Origin of the sequence: Spirosoma sp. 209, from assembly GCF_002006735.1 — a bacterium.
Taxonomy (GTDB): Bacteria; Bacteroidota; Bacteroidia; order Cytophagales; family Spirosomataceae; genus Spirosoma; species Spirosoma sordidisoli.
Map to the genome: position 1 here is coordinate 76,460 of NZ_MVEC01000001.1, position 18,868 is coordinate 95,327.

Annotated in this window: 17 protein-coding genes; 9 read left to right on the forward strand and 8 right to left on the reverse strand. The window is 57.3% G+C overall.

The genetic code is table 11. The annotated features are described in order from the left end of the window. Positions 1–104 precede the first annotated feature (104 nt). The 8 genes from B1C80_RS00305 to B1C80_RS00340 form a co-directional block, all read right to left on the reverse strand. Positions 105–1,070: a glycosyltransferase family 2 protein gene (locus tag B1C80_RS00305; RefSeq protein WP_077919057.1), complete on the reverse strand. Its 966-nt coding sequence runs from the start codon at positions 1,068–1,070 to the stop codon at positions 105–107. Positions 1,071–1,111: 41 nt separating this feature from the next. Next, a complete protein-coding gene (locus tag B1C80_RS00310) occupies positions 1,112–2,629 on the reverse strand; it encodes an MBOAT family protein (protein WP_077919058.1) in 1,518 nt (505 codons plus the stop codon). 109 nt (positions 2,630–2,738) lie between these two features. Beyond that, on the reverse strand, positions 2,739–3,707 hold the full coding sequence (locus B1C80_RS00315; protein WP_077919059.1) for a glycosyltransferase: 969 nt from the start codon (positions 3,705–3,707) through the stop codon (positions 2,739–2,741). Between the two features lie 40 nt (positions 3,708–3,747). Beyond that, a complete protein-coding gene (locus tag B1C80_RS00320) occupies positions 3,748–5,469 on the reverse strand; it encodes a hypothetical protein (RefSeq protein WP_077919060.1) in 1,722 nt (573 codons plus the stop codon). Between the two features lie 4 nt (positions 5,470–5,473). After that, positions 5,474–6,916 carry a DUF6056 family protein gene (locus tag B1C80_RS00325; RefSeq protein WP_129600231.1) on the reverse strand — a complete coding sequence of 481 codons (1,443 nt, stop codon included), beginning with the start codon at positions 6,914–6,916 and terminating at the stop codon, positions 5,474–5,476. A gap of 10 nt (positions 6,917–6,926) precedes the next feature. Next, positions 6,927–7,844: a DMT family transporter gene (locus B1C80_RS00330; protein WP_077919061.1), complete on the reverse strand. Its 918-nt coding sequence runs from the start codon at positions 7,842–7,844 to the stop codon at positions 6,927–6,929. Between the two features lie 96 nt (positions 7,845–7,940). Then, complete coding sequence (locus tag B1C80_RS00335) at positions 7,941–9,017, reverse strand: LptF/LptG family permease (RefSeq protein ID WP_077919062.1); 1,077 nt, start codon at positions 9,015–9,017, stop codon at positions 7,941–7,943. A 205-nt stretch (positions 9,018–9,222) separates the two neighbouring features. After that, complete coding sequence (locus tag B1C80_RS00340; protein ID WP_077919063.1) at positions 9,223–9,876, reverse strand: metal-dependent transcriptional regulator; 654 nt, start codon at positions 9,874–9,876, stop codon at positions 9,223–9,225. Between the two features lie 206 nt (positions 9,877–10,082). Between B1C80_RS00340 and B1C80_RS00345 the strand changes: the two genes are divergently transcribed. From B1C80_RS00345 to B1C80_RS00385, 9 genes are all read left to right on the forward strand, one after another. Continuing rightward, entirely contained in the window at positions 10,083–11,417 is a 1,335-nt protein-coding gene (locus B1C80_RS00345) for an Nramp family divalent metal transporter (RefSeq protein WP_077919064.1), read from the forward strand. A gap of 378 nt (positions 11,418–11,795) precedes the next feature. Beyond that, positions 11,796–12,122 carry a helix-turn-helix transcriptional regulator gene (locus tag B1C80_RS00350; protein ID WP_077919065.1) on the forward strand — a complete coding sequence of 109 codons (327 nt, stop codon included), beginning with the start codon at positions 11,796–11,798 and terminating at the stop codon, positions 12,120–12,122. Between the two features lie 47 nt (positions 12,123–12,169). Continuing rightward, positions 12,170–13,066 carry an arsenite methyltransferase gene (locus B1C80_RS00355; protein WP_077919066.1) on the forward strand — a complete coding sequence of 299 codons (897 nt, stop codon included), beginning with the start codon at positions 12,170–12,172 and terminating at the stop codon, positions 13,064–13,066. Between the two features lie 31 nt (positions 13,067–13,097). After that, the gene (locus B1C80_RS00360) at positions 13,098–14,186 is read left to right on the forward strand and encodes an ArsO family NAD(P)H-dependent flavin-containing monooxygenase (RefSeq protein ID WP_077919067.1); all 1,089 of its coding nucleotides are present in this window, start codon (positions 13,098–13,100) and stop codon (positions 14,184–14,186) included. A gap of 9 nt (positions 14,187–14,195) precedes the next feature. After that, the gene (gene arsB / locus B1C80_RS00365) at positions 14,196–15,266 is read left to right on the forward strand and encodes an ACR3 family arsenite efflux transporter (protein WP_077919068.1); all 1,071 of its coding nucleotides are present in this window, start codon (positions 14,196–14,198) and stop codon (positions 15,264–15,266) included. Continuing rightward, complete coding sequence (locus B1C80_RS00370; RefSeq protein WP_077919069.1) at positions 15,263–16,066, forward strand: metallophosphoesterase; 804 nt, start codon at positions 15,263–15,265, stop codon at positions 16,064–16,066. Before arsB ends, B1C80_RS00370 begins: the two co-directional genes overlap by 4 nt. Positions 16,067–16,255: 189 nt before the next feature. Next, positions 16,256–16,609 (forward strand): PadR family transcriptional regulator, encoded by a 354-nt coding sequence (locus tag B1C80_RS00375; RefSeq protein WP_077919070.1) that lies wholly within the window; start codon positions 16,256–16,258, stop codon positions 16,607–16,609. A gap of 13 nt (positions 16,610–16,622) precedes the next feature. Then, on the forward strand, positions 16,623–17,144 hold the full coding sequence (locus tag B1C80_RS28280) for a hypothetical protein (RefSeq protein WP_077919071.1): 522 nt from the start codon (positions 16,623–16,625) through the stop codon (positions 17,142–17,144). Between the two features lie 395 nt (positions 17,145–17,539). Next, positions 17,540–18,805 carry a glycosyltransferase family 1 protein gene (locus B1C80_RS00385; RefSeq protein ID WP_077919072.1) on the forward strand — a complete coding sequence of 422 codons (1,266 nt, stop codon included), beginning with the start codon at positions 17,540–17,542 and terminating at the stop codon, positions 18,803–18,805. The last annotated feature ends 63 nt before the right edge of the window (positions 18,806–18,868 follow it).

The window sequence follows — 18,868 nt, forward strand, 5'->3', positions numbered from 1 at the left end:
AGCCCCGGTAAGGGCGATATGTACAGGCATTGATTCGCTTATACATGTCGCTCCTGCCGGGGCTGTTTGCCTGTAGCCAAGAGGGGGTCCCTCATCGCCACCGGCTAGGCCGGTGGGTTTGATTTTAACGGTTTAGTGTTCACTTTCTCATCGACAATGAACTCCGGCCGTTTCTTGATCTCGTTGAATATACTGCCCAGGTACTCGCCCAGAATTCCGACGGTAAGCATCTGCGTCCCCCCGAAGAACATCACCACGATCAGCGTCGACGACCAGCCCTGAACCAGCCGGTCGGGCAGGAAGAAAGTCGTGTAGAGCACCCACATGGTCAGACACAGAGCTATGATGACCGAAAAAATACCGATCGATGAGGCCAGTCGCAGCGGTTTATTGCTGAAATAAAGCAGGCTCGTCCGGGCAAACTTCAGCATTTTCGAGAGCGGGTACTTGGTTTCGCCGGCAAAGCGTTCGGCCCGCTCGTAATAAATCGGCACCTGCTTGAAACCCACCCAGCTGATCAGGCCCCGAATGTATTTGTTGCGTTCTTCGAGCCGGTTGAACGCGTCGATCACCTTCCGGTCAATGAGCCGGAAGTCGCCCGTATCGACCGGCAGCGGCACTTCGGAGAGGTAGTTGATGATGCGATAAAACCATTTGGCCGTAACGCGTTTGAAGACGGTTTCGCCCTGCCGCTGTTTTCGAACGGCATAGACTACGTTACACCCCTCGGCTTCGTACATACGCACCATATCCGGAATCAGCTCGGGCGGGTCCTGAAGATCGGCATCGATGATGATAGCCAGGTCGCCGGTGCAGTTTTCGATACCGGCCGATACCGCGGGCTGGTGCCCGAAATTGCGCGATAACGAGATGATATGCACGTGCTCATCCTGGCTGGCAAGCTCTTTCAGGATGGACAGGGTATAGTCCCGACTGCCATCGTTGACGAACAGCAGTTCGTAGGCCGAAAAGTTGGCCTGCATCACCCGGGTCAGGCGCATGTACGTTTCGCGAATGACCTGCTGTTCGTTAAAACAGGGAATAATGACAGAGATGGAATGTGCATTCATGGGCTACAGGTACCGGCGCATCGCTGGTTAAAGATAACGGCTCAGAACTGAAAATAAATGAACTGGTTGGACGAGAACACCCCGAACAGGTAGGTGGCAAAGGTGATCAGCACAAACAGAATGGTAAAGCGGGCCGTATTGCGGGTAGGAATGTACAGGTAAAAATATTCCTTCAGCAGTAGGAACGCGATCAGAAACACGCTGAAACCCATTTCGGTCGCGTTCATCGGGCTACCCACCGGCTGATCGAACGAGAGGGTGGCAATGCGCTGCAGAATCAGGAATGCATCGCCAACGGTACGGGCCCGGAAGAATACCCAGGTGAGCATGATCAGCACGAAGGTAAACAGCACGTTGCCCACCACCCGCAGGGGCGAAACGGGGGCTTCGAGCCGCTCGGCCGTCGATACTTTCGGCGCGAAACCCAGCCTTTCCAGCACCCGGTCGCGCAGCACCGCCAGCACCTGATACAACCCGTTGAGACCGCCCCAGATCACGTAGGTCCAGTTGGGTCCGTGCCAGAGGCCGCTGGCCAGAAACACGATCAGCATGTTGATGTACTGCCGCACCTTACCCTTCCGGTTACCGCCGAGCGGAATGTAGAGGTAATCACGGAACCAAGTCGAGAGCGAGATGTGCCACCGACGCCAGAACTCCGACACCGACTGGGCGATGTAGGGCGTACGGAAATTTTCCATAAGCGTGAAGCCCATCACCCGGGCGGCTCCGATGGCCATGTCCGAATAACCCGAGAAATCGCAGTATATCTGGAAGGTAAAGAAGAACGTGGCCACCAGCAGCGTCAGGCCGTTATGCTGCCCCGGGTCGTTGAAGCCGTAGTCGGTCATCATGACCAGCCGGTCGGCAATGACCACTTTCTTGAACAGGCCGAATGCCATCTGCATCAGGCCCGCTTTTACGTTCTCGGCGTCGAAGGGAAAGGTTTTATGAAACTGCCACAACACGTTCTGCGGACGCTCGATCGGGCCAGCTACCAGCTGCGGGTAGAACATGACGTAGAGCGAGTAGATGCCGAAGTGCCGCTCGGCTTTCTGGTTGCCCCGGTATACCTCGATGGTATAGCTCATGGCCTGAAACGTATGGAACGACAGCCCAACCGGCAAAATGCTCTTGTTGTCTTTGAACGACGAGACACCGCTCTCGCCGAACAGGTGCAGCACCCCCACGAACAGTCGGTTCCCAATGGCCATCACTTTCTGCGCCACCCCCGGCATGCTGAGCTGATCGAACAGCAGCGACAGGTTTTCGGTGAAAAAGCCGAGGTACTTGAAAAACGCCAGAATACCCAGGTTCGAAATCAGCGAGATGATCAGCAGCCAGCGTTTGGCCGGGCCGGTGGTCTTCTCGATCCAGATGCCGGCTATGTAGTCGATAATGATGGTCAGCAGCAGAATCAGGATGTACTGCGGCTTCAGCACCATGTAAAAGTAGCAGCTGGCTACCAGCAGTAACATCCACCGCCCCTGCCATTTCAAGCCAAAGTAGCTGAGCGTGACAACAATAAAGAACAGTAAAAACTGGACGGAGTTAAATAGCATTGGTTTGGTGGTATCCGGTACTTTTTAGTCGGTTTTCAGTAATCGGTTTCGGGTAGCCGACGCCGGTGGTAGCAACAGGCCGACAGTCGAAAACGAAAAATCGAATACCTCAATAAACTTCCTCGACCCGCTCAACAAAATCGCTGAATTGCCGGGCCGGGATGAACTGCGGCTGGGTTCGGTACGACAGCACGATGAACACCAGCAACAGCGAAATCAAAAAAGCCTGTAAGATCACGATCAGGAACGACGACACCAGATAGCTGGTCCAGCCCGGTACCGACGTGTTGGTAAAGAACTTCAGGGCCAGCACCACCCCGATACCCAGACTGGCGGCCCCGGCCATAATGACGCAGAACAGCGCCAGCCGGACGGCCGTAGTATCCATCAGGACCGACACCGCACTCAGGCCATGCAGCACGAGCGAAACAAAGTTCATCTTCGACTCACCCGCCAGCCGGCGCCCCCGCTCCAGCGGTACGGCCGTATAGGGTAGCCGCGACCGGATTACCCCACCGGGGTAGTTATTCCAGATTTCGGACACATGGGCCAGCTTCCGCAGCTGTCTGGCCGGTATCAGGCTGAAATTGCCGAAGGTAATGACCTTACCGGTCAGGATTCGGAAAACGGTCTTGTACACTTCATAAAACACCCGAAAAACGAGCCCCTCGTGCCGTTTGGAGCGGTGGGCAAACACGACCCGGCCCGGATGGGCGGCACCGGTCTGCACCAGCGTTGGAATATCTTCGGGCCGGTCTTCTCCGTCGGAGTCCATCACGATAGCCGGGTACTGATCGGGCAGCGAGGCCAGGTGCGACAGGCCCAGCGCTATGGCTTTCTGGTGGCCGACGTTCCGGTACAACCGCAGCACCGACAGCGACTGACCGATGCCCTGCGGCAGGGTTTCGTAGTTCGTGGCCGAGCAGTCGTCGACGATCAGGAACGCCAGTCGGCTCACCAGCGCCGGATCGACAACCGCCCGGATGCGCTCGAGCAACAGGCTCAGGGCCTGCCAGTCGTTGAACAGCGGGATGACGATATTGATACGATCGGGAAGCTCACTGGATTGGGTAGTCATGAATGATGGCAGCTAAATGGCGAATGGCACGCAGGCGATTTTAGGGGAACGACAGGCGCTGGTTACTGATCCGGATCGGGCGACCGTTGCCCGGCGGGGCGAGTACCCCAACGCGATAGGTACCCGGCGCCAGCGTGGCATTCAGAATTTCGCCCTGCACTTCCTGTACGGGACGATTCAGGTAAAACGCGCCGAACGTAAACGGCGATTCGGACGGAAACAGAAATACATGCCGATCCGACTGTACCAGCACCGCGCCCTGCCCGATCGGTTCGGGCAGGCTGCCCGGCGGCAAGTCGGCCAGGGTGCTGTAGCCCCCTTTGTTGAGACGGATCGACAGGGCCGGTTCGGTGGGTACCGCAGCGGCCTGCCGTATCTGCGTTTCGTAGGGGCTAAAATACCCTTCCGGGTAATGGTACAGCCCTCGTTTCATGGTCTCGCGCATGATCTGACGGGCAAAATCGGCGAAGGGCGTCCCCCAGCTGGGGCCCAGACCAATGTCGTTCAGCCGGTGGTTGAAGGCCGACGTCAGCAACATCTGCTTCCGGAAAGCGACTTTGGGCCAGTGTACCGTGTAGGAGAGCGTCCAGACCACCAGCCCCAGCCCCAGGCCGATGCGCAGCCAGCGGGTGGGCACCTTCGTTGCGCTCAGCTCGCTCAGTCCATTCAGGTAGATCAGCACCGTCAGCACGGCCGGGTAGATCATGTAGTTGCTCACCATCATGACCCAGTAGCCCATGCGCGGGCGCAGAAACGCAATAATGACGGCGTTGACCATCAGGAAGGCGTAACAGCCCGTAAAGAAATACCGCCGGCGCTGAGCCGGGGTCATCGGGGCCCGGCTGTTCTGCCAGAGTGGCCAGTTCATGCGCCACAGCAGCCACACCATAATCGGGATAATGACCAGCCCAAACAGGGTGGGCAGCACACTCCGCCAGAAAATCGGCGCGTCGGGCAGGAAGTCCATCAGCGCACCGGAGAACGTAAAGAAGCCCGAGAAAACCAGGTACGGATATTTTAGAAAAAAATCGACACTGCTCTCGTTGCCCTGCAGGTCGGGGAAGTCGTGAAAGTAAAACTTGATAGCCGCAGCCGCCATCACGAGCCAGATACCCAGCCGCAGCCACTGCCGCTGTACGAACAGCACAACCGCACCGGCCACCCAGCCAAATACCCCATTCCCCATCGACATCGACGCCAGCAGCTGTACACCAACGGCCGCGCCAAACCGGTTGCGCTCGTTAGCCGACAGCAGGTAGATCGACAACAGAATCTCGAAGATCGACACCTCGTGCTGTAAACCCGTCAGGGCCCATACGCTGGTCAGGTGGTACTGGGGTTGCCAGAAAATAAACGCAACGGGCACGAAGGCAATCAGCGGTAGTTTCATGGACCGAAACACCCGGTAGACTATCGCAAAGATGCCGAACTGAAACCCGTAGGCCACAAAGATCAGCCATCGGAAATTGACTTCGCCCGTCAGGTTATACAGGGCCAGCGTGGCCAGCTTGGCTGTCAGGATCCGGTGCTCGTTGTTGGGCGCCAGCAGCCAGTAGATCTTATCACCCACGGTTTTACCGTCGGCGTAGTTGATCATGAACCGGAAAAACGCGTCGAAATCGTCCATCCAGGGGATGTTGACGGCATAGGTCCATAGCAGCAGCGCAAAGCAAAGTACGGGAACCAGAACGCCAACACGAGCCAGTGTTCGATATCGATCGGGGGCCAGGACCTGGGGTTCAGCAGTAAGCGTTGATTTCATAAAGCTATTGTACCGCTTCGGTTGAGTGATCGGTCAGTACAACTGTTTTTTTGTGATAATAATCGGCCCAGCACCGGTTCCAGAGGTGTTTGGGATCGTTTTTAACGTCTTCCAGAAATAACGAAGCCGGATAAACGGGCAGCGGAGCCACCTGACCGTTGGTAGCGTCGGTCTGCGCAAACTGGGCGTAGCGCTGCTGCATGGCCTGGTCATACTGGGCGGCCCGGCCACTCAGCCAGTCGCCATAGGCTACGGGCATCACAGACCATACACCCGTTGCGATCAGTACCCAGCCCAGCGCGGCCACAGCCAGCGGCTGCGCATATGATTTCGGGAAGCTGGTCGCAAAGCGGTGGCGCAAAACTACCATCAATAACGTTAGGTTGTAACCCCAGCTTAACCAGAACAGCAGATTGATCAGGTTGACCAGGCGCGTAACGGGCGGAATGCCAACGCCGTAAAAGTGCAGCGAAATCAGCACCAGTACCGTAGCGCCACCGTGCAGCAGCCCCCAGATCGGATGCAGCCTCAGGTAGGCCGGAAGCGGTTTGGCCGTCAGCTGCCAGGCCAGCGGCAGGTACAGCAGCGACAGCGGCAGCAGTGGCGTTTTCAGCAGCTGATGCGACAAATACCCCACCGCATACCGCAGTGACGACAGCACCGTATGCGGAATATTACTGCTGTTGGGGTTCGACGCCATCCGCACCGCATTGCCGGGCGCGGCCATCAGGTAATAGCAGCTCACGGCGCCTACCCCCAGCAGAATCAGGACCGTGGCCGACAACCGCCGACGCTGAATCAGCTCACCCAGCGCAATCAGCCCCAACACGGACATAACCATGACCATACTCGTTTCGCTCGACCCCACGATACCCGCAATGAGCAGGCTCTCGGCCAGCAGATAACCCGGCAAAAGGCCAAACCCCTGCCGCTGGTGCGCGATCAGCGTTGCCAGCAGAGCCAGAAAAAACACCGCCGACATGCTGTAGCAGGCCATACCGGCATACCAGTACATGAACTCAGGCAAACCCGCCAGCGAGGCTATGAACCCCACAAACAGGCCGGCAGCCAGCGCCAGCGAAGCCGTTTGCCGACCCGAGCCGCCCGATGCGTTATCGGCCACCCACTGCCGCGCCAGGGCGTAGAAACTCAGCAGCAGCAGCGCCAGCAACAGAATGGGGTATACTTTGTAGCCGGTATACCAGCCAATGGTCAGCGGACTGGAGTGAACAACGAAATTATGGAAGAAACGACCGCTCCAGCCGTCGTAATAAAACTGCTGGGCCTCCCAGAAGCCGTACTGCATAGCCGTGTTGGCAAAACAATAATCGTCGGCGGGCGATGGATGGTTATAGAAGGAAAGAGCCACCAGTGGTACAGTCAGCACCAGCGACAGAGAAGCTAAAACAAGAGTAACAAGACGCAGCAACGGTGCGGAACGAATCATGTTGACACGGTTAAGTCGATGTAGGCAGGTGGGTCTGCGCTTTGGTCAGTCGGTCGTTTAAAAACGGGTATATCAGCACAGCCGCCAGTATGACGAGCGTACCGATATAAAAGCCCGGGGTCATGCGCTCGTCGTCGCCAAAAATCAGCACCGCCAGCACAATTCCATAGACTGGCTCCAAATTTACAGTCAGGATAGCTAAGTACGGCGAAAACTTACGCAACAGCCGAACCCCTACCCAGTACGCATAGACCGTACAGACCAGCGACAGCACCAGCAGCCACAGCCACTGGGCCGGGCGCGTCGGGTATAAAAAAAGGGCCGAATCAGGCTCCAGAGCCCAAAATACCCCCACCAGCACGGCCGATCCGACAAAGGCGCCCATCATCTCATAGAGGGAGATAACCAGGGCGTCGTACCGTTGGGTAAATCGACTGTTGATGATCGTAAACAGCGCCGACAGCATGGCCGACGACACCGCCAGCGCCAGTCCCATGCCTTTATCGAACTCGAAGCGGAAGATGAGATACAGCCCGGCCATGACCACGAAGCCAAGAATGACTTCAATAGCCCGCATCCGCCGACGCAGCAGGATCGGCTCCAGCACACTGGCCCAGAGCGAACTGGTAGCCATACCAGCCAGGCAGACCGACACGTTGGCCACGCGCGCAGCCCAGAAAAACAAAACCCAGTGGAGCGCAATAATCCCCCCCGTTGCCAGCAGCCGCCAGCGGTCGCGCGCGGGTACGCCGATCGACTGGTTCCGAAACCACAACACGGCGCCCATGCCCAGCACGGCCAGCCCCGTCCGGTACAGGACCAGCGCCGACGAGTCGAGCGGAGCCAGGAGCTTACCCAGAATGGCCGTGAATCCCCAGATCAGGACAATGAAATGAAGCTGAAAATAATCAGTAAGGGAAGGCTTCATGCAGAGAGCGATGAGCGATGAATGATGAATGATGTCGTATCGATGTGTTACCCAAAACGGCTATGCTCATCGCTCCTAACTCTTCACTCATCACTGTCATCGAGGTATTGTATTGTACAGCAAGACGCCGATGGCCGCAAAAATAGCGTTCGGAAGCCAGACCGCCACAATAGGATTCAGGTTACCGGATTCGGCGATGCCTTTGGCCAGCATGAAAAACAGCAGGTACGTAAAGGCCAGGAAGAAGCCCAGCGCTACCTGCCAGCCCACGCCCCGCCGGCTTTTGCGAGCCGACATGATCACGCCGATAACGGTCAGAATCAGGATGGCGAACGGGCGGGTATCGCGGCTGTACTTCTCGAGCAGGTATACCTCAACGCCGTCGGCCCCCCGGCTGCGGAGCAGGTCGATATGCTGGTTCAGCTCGGGCAGGGTCAGAGTTTCGTAGAGGTTGAAATCGGAACTGAAGTCGTCGGGCTTCAGGTTCAGCGTGGTATCGATACGGGTACCGGGGGTCAGGGTTTCGCGTAGGCCGTCGATGCTTCTGATCTTGTAATCGTAGACGGTCCACTTCTTCTTCTTGGCGTCCCACTCGATATGGTCGGCGGAGAGTTTCTGCCGGAGCTGATTGCCCTGCACCTGCTCCAGGGTGAATTTATAGCCGGTGTTGCTCAGGTTGTTATAGCTTTCGAGGTAGGCGTAGGTGTCGGGCGCAATTTTGATGTGCACATTCCGACCGGTATAGGTATACGCTTCGTTGATGTAAGCCACCTCGAACGCAATCCGGGTTTTGTTCGCCTTCGGAATGATGTAGTTGACCATGAAATAGGTCAGCACCGCCAGCACCGACGCCCCCAGCACATAGGGGAACAGCAGCCGGATAAAGCTGACCCCGCTGCTGAGGATGGCAATAATTTCGGTACGAGCCGCCAGCCGGGAGGTCAGGAATACGGTGGCGATGAAGACCATCAGCGGACTGATGTAGTTGGCCCAGTACGGAATGAAGTTCAGGTAGTAGTCGAACAGGATTTTGCTGCCGGGCGCATTGTGCTTGTGAAAGTTGTCAACTTTCTCGGTATAGTCGATCATCACCACGACCAGCACAATGACCAGCACCACGAAGATGTAGGTCTGCAAAAAACGCTTCAGTATGTACCAGTCGAGTAATTTCATGGGTCTTTATCCTAGTCTGTTTACGTTTTCTGTGGTCCTGCTTACTGTAGTTGGTATGGTCGTCACCGTGGTCCGTGTCCCCACAGACTAAGGTGACGGCAAAAGCCATTCGGACAGGAGACGGCAAGGGTTGCGTCTCTACACCCATGGTCCGTAGCCTCACGCATTTGCGCCTGCAAACTCATTGGCAGGATAAACCGGTTCCTCAGTTTACCAGCAAGTTTTTGGCGACTTCGTGGCTCACGAATACCGGTCGGCCGCTTTCAATCTGTACCAGCACCGACTTATCGAAGGCGTTGATCTCGGCTATGGTTACCAGACACCCCAACGTAAGGTTACACCGGTCGAGGTGTTGCAGAAACTCCGTCGAGTGTTCCAGTACACCCATCAGCCGGATGCTATCGCCAGGCCCCGCTTCCGACAGTTTCCGGTATCCGGTTTCCGGCATCTGACCGGCCGGCGTAGGAATCGGGTCACCATGCGGGTCAAATTGCGGGTAGCCCAGATACGTATCCAGACGTGTTACCAGCTCCTCAGACCGCACATGCTCAAGCTCTTCGGCAATGTCGTGCACCTCGTCCCAGCCAAAACCCAGCTTTTCGACCAGAAACACCTCCCAGAGCCGATGCCGGCGAATGATCTGCAACGCCAGCCGCTCACCCTCTTCGGTGAGCCGAACGCCCTGATATTTCTTGTAATGGATCAACTGTTTATCGGCCAGCTTCCGCAGCATATCCGTAACCGAAGCCGCCCGGGTGGCCGTCATTTCGGCCAGCGCGTTCGTTGTCACCTCCCCTTCCTGACGGGTGGCGAGGTAATAGATGGTCTTCAGATAGTTCTCTTCCGTGAATGACTGCATAGGCGACAGCTACCCGATAAAACATCTAAAATCAGGCAAACAGTTTGGTGGCAAAGATAGTTTTTATGTTAAACTTTCTAAAAATTTAGACTAGTCTAAATTTTTATTTCAACTATTATTACCTTTGCTTCAGCAGACCGCTCAATGACAGCGGCAGGTAGGTACCCCCGTCGGTTAACGGTGGGGTTAGCATGCTCAACTAACGAATGGAAGTAACCAATACATTTATGAAAGGCTGGCGTCAGGACCCATCGTCAAAGTCGCTGGCCGATGTGCATGGGTCAGTTCATGTACCCCGAAACGCTGGTTTTTTCAAGACCCTGGCGGCTTATGTCGGCCCCGGGCTTATGGTAGCAGTAGGCTACATGGACCCCGGCAACTGGGCCACCGATATTGCCGGGGGGGCTCAGTTCGGTTATCGGCTGTTGTCCGTTGTGCTGATCTCGAATCTCTTCGCCATGCTGCTGCAGCACCTGGCGCTCAAGCTGGGTATCGCTACCGGCCGCGATCTGGCCCAGGCCTGCCGCGACCATTACAGTCGCCCGGTGGGTATTGGCCTGTGGGTACTGGCCGAAATTGCCATTGCCGCTACAGACCTGGCCGAAGTCATTGGCTCGGCCATTGCGCTGAACCTCCTGTTCGGTCTGCCGCTCACGATCGGTATCCTGATCACGGCCGTTGATGTCATGCTGTTGCTGTACCTGCAGAACAAAGGCTTCCGGGTACTGGAACGAATCGTGGCTAGCCTGATTTTTCTGATCCTGGCCTGCTTCGGCTACGAGTTGCTCGTCTCCCGGCCCGACCTGGGCGAGGTGATGGGCGGATTACTACCCCGCCCCGAAATCGTCACCAATCCGGGTATGCTCTATATCGCCATTGGTATCCTGGGTGCCACGGTTATGCCCCACAACCTGTACCTCCACTCCAGCATCATACAAACCCGCGATTTCAGCCGCGACGATACAGGTCGGCAATCGGCTATCAAGTTTGCCACCATCGACTCAACGGTATCGCTGTTTCTGGCTTTCTTCATCAACGCAGCCATTCTGATGCTGTCGGCGGCTACGTTCCACTATTCCGGCAATCAGCACGTGGCCGACATCACCGACGCCCACCAACTACTCGACCCGCTGCTGGGTACCAAAGTGGCCGGTATTCTGTTTGCCGTTGCGTTGCTGGCGTCTGGCCAGAACTCTACCGTGACCGGTACCCTGGCGGGGCAGATCGTTATGGAAGGCTTCCTGAACCTGCGGCTAAAACCCTGGCTCCGCCGAATCATTACGCGGCTCGTAGCTATTGTTCCGGCCCTGACGGTAGCCATTCTGTACGGCGAGCGGGGCACGTCCGAACTGCTGGTACTGAGTCAGGTTATCCTGTCCTTACAGCTAAGTTTCGCGGTTGTACCGCTGGTCACCTTCACGAACGATAAGCTGAAAATGGGCCGTTTTGTCAACCCCGCCTGGGTTCGCATCACGTCATGGGCCGTAGCCAGCATCATCATCGCCCTGAACGGCTATCTTCTCTGGGACACAGTTTTCTAAGCCTCTACCCTAACGAATGGTCCGCCTACGGCGTAGAGACGCGACAGCGGCCCGGCCCTGGCGTCTCCTGTCCCGATGGCTTTTGCTGCCGCGCGGGTGGCCGGACTACGCGTCCCGGACTACGCGTCTCGGTGAGGGCACAGACCGCTGTGACGATCGCACGGACCACGACATGTAGAGACGCGACCCCTCGCGTCTCCCCGACCCCTCGCGTCTCCCGCGCGACAGCAACAACGACCGGCAGAAATAGCCTGTGAGAACACGGACTACGGTGCAGAAACGCGACCGTCCGGCCCCTGGCGTCTCCCGTGCAATAGGCGCGAAAAAAATTAATCATCGCAATATTGCGATTAACCAATTCATGTATACCTTTGCGATATGGGCGTCACGAAAACAGAAGTATTTACAACGGAGCAGAACCGGATTGCCGACCTGGCCAAAGCCTTTGCGCATCCGGCCCGGGTAGCTATTCTTCAGTACCTGGTTGCAACGAAGGCCTGCGTGTGTGGTGATCTGGTCGATGTACTGCCCCTTTCTCAGGCTACCGTCTCCCAACATTTGAAAGAGCTGAGCCGGATCGGGATCATCAAAGGAAACGTACAGCCCCCGCGCGTGTGCTACTGCATCAACGAACCCGTTTGGGAAGAAGCCCGGGCTACCTTCGGCGATCTGCTCGCGTCATTCACCCAGAACACCTGCTGCTGATTTTTTTACCCGATCCAATCGCAATATTACATTAAACCAATAAGAGCATGACTACTGCCGAGGAACTCAAAGCGATTGTCCGTCAGAAATACGGCGACATCGCGCGTCAGGAAGAAACCCAGGGCGTAACGGTCGATGGTGGCTGCGGGCCTTCGTCCTGTTGTGGTCCGGCCGCTACGGATGCCTCGTACAGCATTCTGATGAACGACGAGTACCAAACCATCGACGGCTACGTGGCCGATGCGGATCTGGGGCTGGGCTGCGGCTTGCCGACCCAGTTTGCGCAGATAAAACCCGGCGACACCGTCGTTGACCTCGGGTCCGGCGCGGGCAACGACTGCTTTGTAGCCCGCGCCGAAACCGGAGAAACCGGCCGGGTTATCGGGCTGGATATGACCCCGGGTATGATTGACCGGGCCCGGAAGAACGCGAAAGCCCTGAATTACACGAACGTCGAATTCGTCTATGGCGACATCGAAGACATACCCCTGCCCGATAACCTGGCCGACGTTGTAGTAAGCAACTGCGTTATGAACCTGGTGCCCGACAAAGCACGCGCCTTTCAGGAAACGTACCGGATTCTGAAACCCGGTGGTCATTTCAGCATCTCCGATATCGTCCTCGTGGGCGACCTGCCCGAGGGGCTGCAGCGGGACGCCGAGCTGTATGCAGGTTGCGTATCGGGAGCCATCCAGGAGCGCGACTACCTTGATATCGTTACCCGGTCGGGTTTTACGGCCCTGCAGGTACAGAAGAAGAAAGAAATCAACCTGCCGACCGAGCTACTCCGGACCTACATCACCGCCGACGAGCTGGCTGCGTACCGACAGGATGGCCGCGGTATCTACAGCATCACCGTCTTTGCCCGCAAACCACTCACCGACCCGAAACCGGCCAGCCCATCGGCTGAGTCCTGCTGCGGACCAACCTGCTGCAACGGGTAACAGATTCAGCTGCTCACCCGCTCTTTATCGTATGGCTGAAGAACCTATTCAGGAAACCGACATCGTGGTGATCGGTGGCGGACAAAGCGGCCTGTCGGTCGCCTATTTCCTGCGCCGGACCGGTCGTTCATTCGTTATTCTCGACGACCAGCCACGGGCGGGGGGTGCCTGGCTGCACGGCTGGGACTCGCTCCGGCTGTTCTCACCGGCCGAAGCCTCGTCGTTACCCGGCTGGCCTATGCCGCGACCGGCGGGCCCCGATGCCGGTTTCCCGGCCCGGCAGCAGGTTATCGACTACCTGGACGCCTACGAAGCCCGCTACAAGCTACCCCTCCGGCGCCCTGTCCGGGTAGAACAGCTTACGCGCCATACCGACGGATACACAATCCGGACGGACAAGGGTACGTGGCGGGCACCGGCCGTGGTTTGCAGCACCGGCGCCTGGACAAATCCCGTTCTACCGGCGTATCCGGGTCAGGCCGATTTCAGAGGCCTGCAACTTCATTCGGCCCATTACCACTCGCCCGAATCGCTGGCTGGCCAGCGGGTGCTGATTGTCGGGGGCGGTAATTCGGCAGCCCAGATTCTGGCCGAGGTATCGGAGGTAGCCCATACCGTTTGGGTAACCCTGACCGAGCCAACGTTCCTGCCCGACGACGTCGATGGGCGGGTTTTGTTTAGCCGGGCTACGGAGCGGTATCATGCCACCCAGGCTGGCCAGTCGCCGGCGCCGACCGGTCGTCTCGGCGATATTGTCATGGTTCCTTCGGTGCAGGCCGCCCGTAGTCGGGGCGTATTGCAGGCACGTCGGCCCTTTGTTCGGATAACGACCCAGGGGGTTGTCTGGCCAGACGGTCAGTCAGAGTCGTTCGATACCATCATCTGGTGCACGGGTTTCCGCCCGGCCACCGACCTGCTCGGTCCGCTGGGGATCGTAGACAGGGAGGGACGTGTGGCTACTGACGGAACCCGGGCTATCGACGCACCGGGTCTCTGGCTGGTGGGGTACGGCAACTGGACAGGCTTTGCCTCGGCCACCCTGATCGGCGTTGGCCGGTCGGCCCGGCAGACCGCCGAAGAAATTAACGCGTATCTACCCCAGCCTCAACCATCCATTTAACCCATTCGTATGGACAACCCTTCTGTAACAGAAACGACCCAGCCGCCCCGCCTGTCGTTTCTCGACCGCTTTTTAACCGGGTGGATTTTCGGCGCCATGGCGCTGGGCGTGCTGCTGGGAAACCTGTTTCCGCAAATCGAACAGTCGCTCAGTGCCTACCAGTCCAGAACTACCAATGTGCCGCTGGCCATCGGACTGATTCTGATGATGTACCCGCCCCTGGCCAAAGTACGCTACGATCGACTGCCAGCGGTATTCCGAAACACGAAAATCCTGACGCTGTCGCTCGTGCAGAACTGGCTCATTGGCCCGGTGCTGATGTTTGGCCTGGCCGTTCTGCTCCTGCCCGACAAGCCGGATTACATGACGGGCCTGATCATGATCGGCATTGCCCGCTGCATCGCGATGGTCATCGTCTGGAACGACCTGGCCCTCGGCGATCGGGAATACGTAGCGGGGCTGGTAGCGTTCAACAGCATCTTCCAGGTCCTGTTCTATTCGGTCTACGCGTATGTATTCGTAACGGTGCTGCCGCCTTTGTTTGGCCTGCCCGGCGCCACGGTAGCCATCAGTATCGGGCAGATTGCCGAAAGTGTGGCCATCTACCTGGGTATTCCGTTCCTGGCCGGGCTGCTCTCGCGGCTCCTGCTAACCCGGCTGTTCGGTACCGAGTGGTACGAGACCCGTTTCCTGCCCTTCATCAGTCCTATTACGCTGGTGGCGCTACTGTTCACGATTGTGCTCATGTTCAGCCTGAAGGGAACGCTGATCGTACAGATTCCGGGCGATGTGCTGCGGATTGCGCTGCCCCTGGTCATTTACTTCGTGCTGATGTTTTTTATGGCCTTTTACCTGGCCAAGCGGGCCGGTGCCGATTACGCCAAAAGCACCTCACTGGCCTTCACCGCAGCCGGTAACAACTTTGAGCTGGGCATAGCCGTGGCCATTGCCGTCTTCGGCATCAACTCGGGGGTTGCCTTCGCGGCCGTAATCGGTCCCCTCATCGAAGTCCCCGTCCTGATTTTACTCGTCCATGTAGCCCTTAAACAACGCGCTTCGTTTAACCCGGTATCCCAATGAAAATTGCTCTTTTCTCCGACATTCATGCCAATCTGCCCGCGCTGGAAGCGGTGCTGGCCGATATTGACCAGCAGGCCGTCGATGCCGTCTATTGCCTGGGCGACCTGGTAGGCTATAATGTCTGGCCCAACGAGGTCATCAACACCATCCGCCAGCGGGGTATTCCCACCATTGCCGGCAACTACGACTACGGTATTGGCCGGCAGAGCGACGATTGCGGCTGCGCCTATCGCGAAGACGCAGAAAAAGCGATGGGCAACGTGTCCATCAGCTACACCAACCAGGTCGTTGGTGCCAGCGAACGCCAGTACCTGCGCACCCTGCCCACCCACATCCGGCTCGAGTTTGAACTCGGCTTCAACCCGGATCAGCTCTGGCATCAGCAAACGCCCTTTGTCGTGATGCTGGTACATGGCAGCCCCCGGCGCGTCAATGAATACCTGTTTGCCGACCGGGGCGACCGCAGTCTGGGCCGGGTACTGGAAGGGGCCGGAGCCGACGTCCTCTGCTTTGGCCACACCCACAAACCGTTCTATAAAGTAGTCAGTGGCGAACCCGAAGGCCAGGAAACCTATTTTCGGCATGCCATCAATATCGGGTCGGTGGGTAAGCCGAAAGATGGCGACCCCCGCGCCGGCTATGTCCTGCTGACCATCGACGAAACGGCCCGGCCGGGCGCTAAAGAAGGCATTCAGGTCGACTTTGTACGGGTCGAATACGACGTTGAACAAGCAGCCCGCGCCGTTGAGGATAGCATCCTGCCTGACCCCTACGCCGACATGCTGCGTACAGCGCGCTAATCCATTCTCTGTTCATACCCAGGCCCCGTTCTGACGCACTCCTGCGCCGAACGGGGCTTTTTTTGGGCGCAAAGTCAGGGAATCGAAGCCGGTGGATATGACACATGAAAAAAATACAGTATCCTTCTTGCATATATAGCTTTCTTATATATACATTCGCTTATTACTAACCGTGCTTCATGAGTTTATATGGAACCAACCCAGAGTGAATTTCTGCGCGGAACGCTCAAGACAATCGTGCTGACGCTGCTAACGAACCAGGAACGCATGTACGGCTATGAAATAACGCAGGCCGTGAAAGAGCGTACGCGGGGGCAGCTCGTGCTCACCTTTGGCGCGCTTTACCCCGTTCTGCACAAGCTGGAGCAGGAGGGGCTGCTCATCACCGAATCGGTGGAAGTAGAAGGCCGGCTGCGCAAGTATTATTCGCTCACGCCCAGCGGTACCCAGGCGGCCCAGCAAAAAGTTTCTGAGTTCGAACGATTTGTTTCCTTGATGCGCTTACTCCTTCCTTCGCCTAAACTGGCCCTTAACAACTTATAAACGAATCTCGGTTATGGAAAAGCTAAACCCACAACAGGTTGCCCGGCTCTACGACCACCTGGTCCGCTCCGGCACGGATACCGACCTGCTCTCTGAACTACTCGACCATCTCGCCTGCGAAGTCGAATACTACATCTGGCTTGGTTTGCCGTTCGAGTCGGCCATGGACAAAGCACTGATGGAAGCCGACGTCAATGCGGTTCAGACCCTGCGCCAGACCTACCAGCGGGAACTAAGCCTGAGCGGTCTGCAACTTGAGTCAGCCAGCAAGGACGACATCCTCTTCCAGTTCCGCAACAAGGCCTACGGAGCCTATTACCTCCGGCAGGCCTACCCCACGGCGCTGCGCAATGCCTTTGGTCTGACGCTGGGCCTGTTTATGATGCTGATCGGGCTGATGCACATGATCGGTCGGGGTTCGTTTTCCTATTTCAGCATCTGGGGGGCGCTCTGGCTCGGTGGCCTCGTTGCGGTTACCCTGGCCAGTTTAAGCTGGTACCTGGAAAACGAACGCCAGCGCATTCAGCTTGGGTAATCAACAGCTAAACGCCCGTTCGTTCAATCGGGCATCGATGTCTTCCTCTCTTGGCTGGTAGCCAGCCGTTTACCACCCGCCAAAAAGCCTGCCCCCTCATGGGTCAGGCTTTTTGGCGTTGCCGATTGCCGGTTTTGGGTTGCCTACCTGCCGTAATTTTGGTTTATTACCGGCTTAAACGGAGCAGATCAACCTACCGGTTACGAGTTTTTTGCCCACTAGCCAACTTTTTTCTACTGACCAGGCTTATTGACAGGTCACCAATCCTACCAGCCATCTGATGGTCTCACCCAGTCATTTTCGACAGTCAGCCAACCGGAGTTGGTCGTCGTGGTTTCAACGCTCCGGACTACCTGCCGCCGATTCATATACCCGATTTGTTTTTATACAGCCTCATGAATTCTAACCTGAACGTTATTCTGGACGTCAGCATGCTGGGCATTGGCTTTTATCACAGACAGGCCAAGACGGGCGTAAGTCGCGTAGCCGAACAACTGCTTGATGGTCTGTGGCAGACCGACGACATCCAGCTTTCCCTGGCGGCTCCTACCCATCTGCCCGAAGCAATGCGCTACGCCCGGGCGCATTTTGGCCCATCAGCCCCCGCCTTCGTGAATCGCCCGGCCGAACGAACGGTAGCCAGGCTAGAGAACGGGGTACTGAGCCCGTTTCCTGTTGGCAGTGTACCCAGCAAAGCTATTCGGGCGGGCGCGTACAAGCTTCGGAAACGTACCGGCTCCCATACTGCCCGATTCGACACCCGGTCCTGGCAGGGCCGCATCTATCACAGCCCTTTCTACGAAATTCCGGAAGCCATTGCGCAAAGCCGGGCAGTACAGAGCGTCCAGACGATCCATGACCTGATTCCGATTTTTCATCCCGAATGGTTTCCCGCTGGCGATAACAGTGTGCGGAGTATGCTGGCCCGGCTGAACCCCCGAACCCATATTGTCACTATATCGGAAGCAACCCGTAATGACTTTTGCCAGCATACCGGAACAGACCCGGCGCGGGTAACTCCCATTCATCTGGCGGCCTCTCCGGCCCTGTTTTACCCCGTCACGGATCCTGACGCCCGGCAACGCGTTCGCCAGCGCTATCAGTTGGGCGATGCCCCTTACCTGCTTAGCCTGGCCACGTTCGAGCCCCGAAAAAACCTGGATCGGCTGATTCGGGCTTTTGTAACAACAGCACAAAGTGGTGATCTACCGGCCGAGGTCAAACTGGTACTCGTTGGCGCCAGGGGCTGGAAACTGGATCAGATTCTGAACGAACTGGCCAGTCACCAGGCGCTGCAATCCCGGATCGTCGTGACCGGGTTCGTTCCTGATGCCGAGCTGGCCTCCCTGTATTCGGGGGCAACGGGGTTTGTTTACCCGTCGCTGTATGAAGGGTTTGGACTGCCTCCGCTGGAAGCGATGCAATGCGGTTTGCCGGTTATCACCTCCCGCATACCCGCCATTCGGGAGGTAGTTGGCGAGGCTGCCCTGTACGTCTCCCCCACCGATACCGATGATTTATGCCAGGCTATGGTGAAGCTGGTCAGTTCGGATACCCTCCGCGCCGATCTGGCTCAGCAGGGCCTGCAGCGGGCTCGCCTGTTTTCGTGGAGCCGATTCGTAGCCGAGCATGTAGCCCTGTACCGGCGGATAGCAAGCTAATTTACCCGCTTATAAAAGAGACGGCCCACTCAATGAGCGGGCCGTCTGCTAAACACACCTAAT

Excerpts from the sequence above, each read along its gene's own strand:
- B1C80_RS00345 (WP_077919064.1), top strand. The coding sequence starts at position 10,083 with ATGGAAGTAACCAATACATTTATGAAAGGCTGGCGTCAGGACCCATCG.
- B1C80_RS28280 (WP_077919071.1), top strand. The coding sequence starts at position 16,623 with ATGGAAAAGCTAAACCCACAACAGGTTGCCCGGCTCTACGACCACCTG.
- arsB (WP_077919068.1), top strand. The coding sequence starts at position 14,196 with ATGGACAACCCTTCTGTAACAGAAACGACCCAGCCGCCCCGCCTGTCG.
- B1C80_RS00330 (WP_077919061.1), bottom strand. The coding sequence starts at position 7,844 with ATGAAGCCTTCCCTTACTGATTATTTTCAGCTTCATTTCATTGTCCTG.
- B1C80_RS00325 (WP_129600231.1), bottom strand. The coding sequence starts at position 6,916 with ATGATTCGTTCCGCACCGTTGCTGCGTCTTGTTACTCTTGTTTTAGCT.
- B1C80_RS00355 (WP_077919066.1), top strand. The coding sequence starts at position 12,170 with ATGACTACTGCCGAGGAACTCAAAGCGATTGTCCGTCAGAAATACGGC.
- B1C80_RS00375 (WP_077919070.1), top strand. The coding sequence starts at position 16,256 with ATGGAACCAACCCAGAGTGAATTTCTGCGCGGAACGCTCAAGACAATC.
- B1C80_RS00340 (WP_077919063.1), bottom strand. The coding sequence starts at position 9,876 with ATGCAGTCATTCACGGAAGAGAACTATCTGAAGACCATCTATTACCTC.
- B1C80_RS00350 (WP_077919065.1), top strand. The coding sequence starts at position 11,796 with ATGGGCGTCACGAAAACAGAAGTATTTACAACGGAGCAGAACCGGATT.
- B1C80_RS00310 (WP_077919058.1), bottom strand. The coding sequence starts at position 2,629 with ATGCTATTTAACTCCGTCCAGTTTTTACTGTTCTTTATTGTTGTCACG.
- B1C80_RS00335 (WP_077919062.1), bottom strand. The coding sequence starts at position 9,017 with ATGAAATTACTCGACTGGTACATACTGAAGCGTTTTTTGCAGACCTAC.
- B1C80_RS00370 (WP_077919069.1), top strand. The coding sequence starts at position 15,263 with ATGAAAATTGCTCTTTTCTCCGACATTCATGCCAATCTGCCCGCGCTG.
- B1C80_RS00315 (WP_077919059.1), bottom strand. The coding sequence starts at position 3,707 with ATGACTACCCAATCCAGTGAGCTTCCCGATCGTATCAATATCGTCATC.
- B1C80_RS00320 (WP_077919060.1), bottom strand. The coding sequence starts at position 5,469 with ATGAAATCAACGCTTACTGCTGAACCCCAGGTCCTGGCCCCCGATCGA.
- B1C80_RS00305 (WP_077919057.1), bottom strand. The coding sequence starts at position 1,070 with ATGAATGCACATTCCATCTCTGTCATTATTCCCTGTTTTAACGAACAG.
- B1C80_RS00385 (WP_077919072.1), top strand. The coding sequence starts at position 17,540 with ATGAATTCTAACCTGAACGTTATTCTGGACGTCAGCATGCTGGGCATT.
- B1C80_RS00360 (WP_077919067.1), top strand. The coding sequence starts at position 13,098 with ATGGCTGAAGAACCTATTCAGGAAACCGACATCGTGGTGATCGGTGGC.